Origin of the sequence: Bartonella gabonensis (genome assembly GCF_903679515.1) — a bacterium.
GTDB lineage: Bacteria > Pseudomonadota > Alphaproteobacteria > Rhizobiales > Rhizobiaceae > Bartonella > Bartonella gabonensis.
Genome location: NZ_CAHOYM010000057.1, coordinates 1 through 5,639, shown reverse-complemented (window position 1 = coordinate 5,639; position 5,639 = coordinate 1). Strand labels below are relative to the sequence as shown.

At 37.5% G+C, this 5,639-nt stretch carries 4 protein-coding genes; all 4 read right to left on the bottom strand.

Features of this window, described 5'->3' with window-relative positions; translation table 11 throughout:
- The coding region (locus HWX04_RS07655; RefSeq protein WP_175869542.1) for a pertactin-like passenger domain-containing protein at window positions 1-1,767 on the bottom strand (1,767 nt) is incomplete at its 3' end.
- Between the two features lie 408 nt (window positions 1,768-2,175).
- Window positions 2,176-2,343, bottom strand: coding sequence for a hypothetical protein (locus HWX04_RS07650; RefSeq protein WP_175869541.1), 168 nt, complete (start codon window positions 2,341-2,343; stop codon window positions 2,176-2,178).
- Between the two features lie 259 nt (window positions 2,344-2,602).
- On the bottom strand, window positions 2,603-5,170 hold the full coding sequence (gene bafA, locus HWX04_RS07645; RefSeq protein ID WP_175869540.1) for a BafA family autotransporter: 2,568 nt from the start codon (window positions 5,168-5,170) through the stop codon (window positions 2,603-2,605).
- A gap of 347 nt (window positions 5,171-5,517) precedes the next feature.
- The coding region (locus HWX04_RS08980) for an autotransporter outer membrane beta-barrel domain-containing protein (protein WP_439330029.1) at window positions 5,518-5,639 on the bottom strand (122 nt) is incomplete at its 5' end.

The following is a 5,639-nucleotide window of genomic DNA, read 5'->3' as shown; positions in this document are numbered from 1 at the left end:
ACTGTTATCTAGAATTCCTCTTCCCATACGCACGCTTTGCATTTCATTGTGAAATACCATCGCTGGAGCTACAGACATAGACAATACCGCATCTGTAGAAGGCGTGGTTAAAAAGTCAGAAACTGAAAGCTTCTCACTTAAATGTGAAGAAGGTTGTTCTTGGTTGCTTGGACGCAAAGTCATATGATCGGCTAAAGATTGAGAAGAGGCTGAAACAGCCATCTGTTGTTTGTCAACAGAAAGAGAATGCGGAGATTCCGAAGGCAACACGACACGAGCCCGATTTTCTTGAGAAGAAGATACCGAAACATTAGAGACATTTTGCGTTTCTCTTAAATGACGTGGAGGCCGTGGCTTAGGCTGCTCTTTTCTAGTAGGCTTCTTAGGACCAGTATTTTTTCTTCCAGAAGGAGCACTTTGATCAGACGCTGTAACCGGAACTTTTATTTTCTTGTTTACACACTGTACTTCAGAATTAGAACGTTCTATACTTTCAGAGATTCTACTTAAATACCAAATTGTAGTACTACCACTAGAATCAGCACATCTTGCTCTCTTCTGTAAAGCATACTGATAGGCTCCACCATCAACAGCTGTAATGCCCTTCCCCGAAAGATCTGCCAGAGTAAAATTAGCTCCTTCAACTTGGCTTCGATCAGTAATTAACGGAAGCTCAGTAACAAAACTATTCCTTTGTGAGAGAGAACCTGCAATTTCAGCACCAGAATCAGCAACTCTTATTTTGTGATTCCCAGTGCCATCACCAATCGATAAGTAATCACTCGCATCCCATGTCGCACTAATATTAAAACGAAAATGTAAACTTCCTGAAAGCCTCTCAACATGAAGTGAAATATGACGTGGATCATACGGAATAGAACTAAAAATAACAGTTCCATTCTGTCCCCCTAAATCTTCAATTGCAATTTGTGGTTTTTCTCCTACATTCCGTTCACCAACTCCAAATATTATTTCCTTAGGTCTGTCTTTTATAGGAATCTCTTTCTTAATGATATGATTTGTGATATCGCCAGCAAACAAATAAAGTTTTCCCTTATCATTTACCCTTACTTTTCCAACGACTTCTTTTGCATTAACATATAGCCACGATTTGGCAAACTCCGTAATTGTTAAAGTATTCACAGCACCTCCAGGATATACTACTTGAGCAGCCTGCCCCTTCAAGGTTGTATTAAAGGACTCTCCTCCTGCTAAGACATGTTGTCTACCATTCCCCGAAATCATAGTATCCTTTGATTTTCCACCGTCTTTTCTATTCCCTGCATAAAGATTTTGTTCTCCATCATTTTCCACTTTCGTATACCAAGCCCATGCCCCATCATACACATTCTGTTGTCCTATTGCTCCACCCTCTCCAGAAACTGTGGTACTATATGCGCTGCTTCGTCTGACCACATTTGCGAGATCAATACCTTTTTCTTCGTGAACAAACTGTTGACCTCCAAGGACTTTAGCTTTCAGCGCAGTTCCTCCACGTGTAACTATCTGCATCCCCCCTTTTTGAATAATGGATTCTAGGGAAACTAATCCATTTTCCACGATCTCAACACCACCCTCTTCAATTTTAATATTAGTACTAGGCAACATATTTGTAATCAGTGCTGAACCGTTTGGTACAGTCCCTCCACTTCCCACATTGGTTGCTCTTGTTAGTTCTCTATTCTTGTTTTCAACTGCATTTGCAAATGGTATAAGACAACTACTAATCATCAATACTGAAAAACTTAACTTGTATTTATATCGCATTATTCACACTCCACTCTCAATTATTTAGAAAAATATCCCGTGGCTACGCAGGTAGCTCATTTTAGAATGTATCATAATGTGTTTTATTTATGTCTAAATACAATTTTTTAGTGTGTTTTTTAACTTAAATGATTATAAGTTGCAAATCTATAAACCACTAAAAAAAACTCTAACTGAAGGCAGAAAAAATGAATAAAATTCAAATTGTTCACGTAAGTTCAAAAAATAATTTGCATATTTGAAATTATAGATGAGAAAAAATGCTCATGCCCTTTAATGGGGGCATTTCCCTTATGACAAACAGAACGTTATTGGGTTGTATATTTACGTGCTTGTTTTAAGGAAACATCTCTTAATACGCTCAAGTCCATTTCTCAACGTTGAACATGAATGATATAATTGCTAAATTCATTGTACACTTCCATCTTTACGCTTATGGCAAAGCAAGCCCGCAACATCGTACGCTTTTCCAGCCCTAAAATGTTGCCCCCTTGGCACTTGAGGCGGTTTATAAGAGGCGTTTTTCGTCCTTTCTTGTACAATTTTATTCCACACAACTTTCCCCGCTTGTGACATACAAGTAAATGGCTTTGATTGATTCAACATGGAGCAGATTTGGAATAAGAGAAACTTACAATATTCAGAATTCTCATTTAACATGCAAAACAATGAACACTCTTTATAAATTAATACCTTGCTTTAAAAGAGGGTATAAAGGCATCCTTCCTATTTTAGAAGATCTTTATACTCTCGAGAAGACAGTGTGATGCGTTATCTGTTTAAGCTTGTAAAACAATGACATTTGTTAAAGTTAATCAGCCATGTAAAGGTGTATTTAGAAACTATAGCGTAACCCTAAAATACCTTGAAGAGCATTTTTAATCTTATGTCCTTTTAGGTAATGTGCTTCTGCATAAAGTGTTAGTTTATCATTAACCGAACTATTTAAACCAATTCCCAATTTACCGGCACTACCTGATAAGTCTGTGATAAATTTATGCTGATTATTAATTGTCGTATGATTATTATGTATATTCTCACGCAACCAAGCTGCCATTATATAAGCTGTTAATGAAGTTTCTGCATTCACAAAGAATTCATGTCCCGTCGTCAATCCAACTTCACTATGGAATGAAACCGATGGGCTTAAATCACCTATCATTCCATTGGAAAGTTTTACTTTTTTACCTTCAACCTGTAGACCTGTTAGCTTGATATAAGGCTGCATCCAAGTATTTTGCGCTGGTTCAAAATAACAACCAATCTCAAATGATCCACCTATCGCCCACAGATTGTAATGACTTTGAATCGCTAAACCATTCGTTGATATGGCTTTCAAATTATCTCGATAATAATTATATTTCAAAACACCATCCATATACCATCCACGATGATCAAAATAAGTTGCGTAAGTTCCAATACTATAAGAGCTCAGATCACTATTACCCCCTCGTGCATGAGAAACACGTGCTTGATCATAACTACCGAAACCACCAATATATAACTCTCCATGCCTTAATTCATTCAACTGATCAGCACCAAGAACTAAACCTGTTTGCCCAAGCTTAAAGTGTGTATGGCCTGTCGCAATGCGTTCTCTGCTCTTAATCCCATAAGTCCATAGCTCGATATCTTTTCTATTTCTGTTCCAAATTTTTCTACCATTCCGTACAATTTGCAATTCATTGTTAAAAATAAGTCCAGGGACTACAGACAACGTTAACACTGCATCCGTGGAAGGAGTAGTTAATGTTCTCCCAGGAATAAATGGATTTGTAAGATCTGTAATAGAAGTTCCCGGTCCACTGAGGCGATCTGCCGACAAAAACCAAATTTTTCCATTTTCATCCTTTCTTTCTTTCAGTCCATACATATAAGTTCCACCATCAAGGGCGTTAATGTTTTCACCCTTAAGACTTGTCAACGTAAAATGCGCTCCACCACTTTGATCTGTAATTAAATCACGCTTGCTTGAAAAAGAAGGATCCGTGATTTCAACTCCAGAATCAGCAACACTTATCGTATGATTCCCTGCGCCTTTCTCAACGAAGAGATAATCACCACGGTTTTGGGCCATAGTGGTATTGAACGCGAAATGTAAATTTCCTGAAAGATTATTCACATGAAGCTCAGAATAGTATGGATCAGAACCCGTAAACGAAAAAATAACACTTCCTTCACCACTTAATTTTTGTATCAAAGAGCTTTTTCCATCAAACTCATCCGTGAGTGAGTACAGTTTTGTATCTTTTCCATTTAAAAGAATATCTTCTACTGTGGTACGATGTTGATCATTCCCAGAATAAAGATGAAGCTGCCCAGAATGATTTACCTGTGTCTTGCCTTCTAATGTCGCTCCAGCAAGTACCCATGATTTTGTTTCATTATTCATTGTTAGATTTTTTACAAATCCATCAGTATATATTTCCTGAGTAGCGCTCTCATTTAAAATGACTCCAATAGCCTGACCGCCTTTTAAGATACGCTGTTTACCACCAGCAAAAACTTCCGTATCAAATGCAAAACCTCCATTTTTTGCACTTTCAGATTTTTTTCCAACTTCTTGTATGCCCCCTCGCATAACTTTTGTATTCCAAACTTCACTCCCATCATATACTTTTTGTTGACCTAGTTTTTCATCTTGACCATAAATGATTGTATGAGAAGCGCTACTCCCTTTAATCTCTCCTCCAACATCCCCCTCCCCGAAAACAAGCTGCTCCCCACCATAAATTTTAGTCTTCTCTACTTTTCCTCCATTTCCCACACTTTGCTGTCCACCTTCTTTAACGACAGCATTTTTCGAAAAGCCCTGTTTTCCCTTTAAAGCCTGAACATGTTCAATTCCACCATGTTCAATTTTACTATTCTCACTGAGACCTCCTGCATACACATAAAGCTCCGCACCATTCTTTACCGTGTTATCGATAGACCGCCCAGGACTATCAATCTCACCATCATTTGAAATGTATGCTTTACCTCCATTATCAAGGACATAATTTTCTAGCAGAGCCCCATCTTTAATGAAAATAAGCTCAGGTTTTTTAAGAAACGCAGTATTTTGTGCTCGCGTATTATCTCCAACATTGTCGCGACTATTACCATCAAGCTCTTGTTTCCTCGCGAACAGTCTAGAACCCTCAACAAGAGTAAAATCGCTAGTTTTTTTAAAAAAGCCTAATTCATTGCGCCCCCTTCCAATGAAATCATTCGATGTTCCAAGTATGCATCTTCCTGTTGTCATATCTTTATTATATGGATCCTGAAATACTTGATCATTTTCATAACTAGAAGATTGACAAAAAAGCGATGCCCCTCTCTCATTTGCTGCAGCTGCCTGTACAAAACAGCAGCTCAACATGAGTAGCCAAAAATTTCGTTTCCATTTATATTGTATAGCCATATCCTCCCCCCTCCACGCCTGCATAGACACCAAACGTAATTAGCTTTACAAAATGTATTTTCAACCTTAGGCTGTAATAATTCTTCTGAGTAGCCCCATCACTTCACTCAAAAACTGCTCTTTAGCATTTCTTCAATGCGTTTTTGATCGAAAATATGAGGGAATTTCTACATTTTTTCAAAGTTTTTTCATCAAAGCAAAAAGTAACACATAATACACCATAATATAAAAATAGAGTATATAATCTGTCATGAAAAGCGAAGCATGCTCGGAAAAATTGTTTATGCTTTATTAAGGATCTTTAAAAACAATTATACATTTAAAAATATTTTAAAATACCCCTATAATTAGAAACTGTAGCGTACCCCTATAACGCCCTGAAGGGACTGTTTTGTTTTACGCCCTTTAACATAATAGGCCTCACCATATAACTTCAACTTCTCGCTCACAAAATTGCTTAAACCTATTC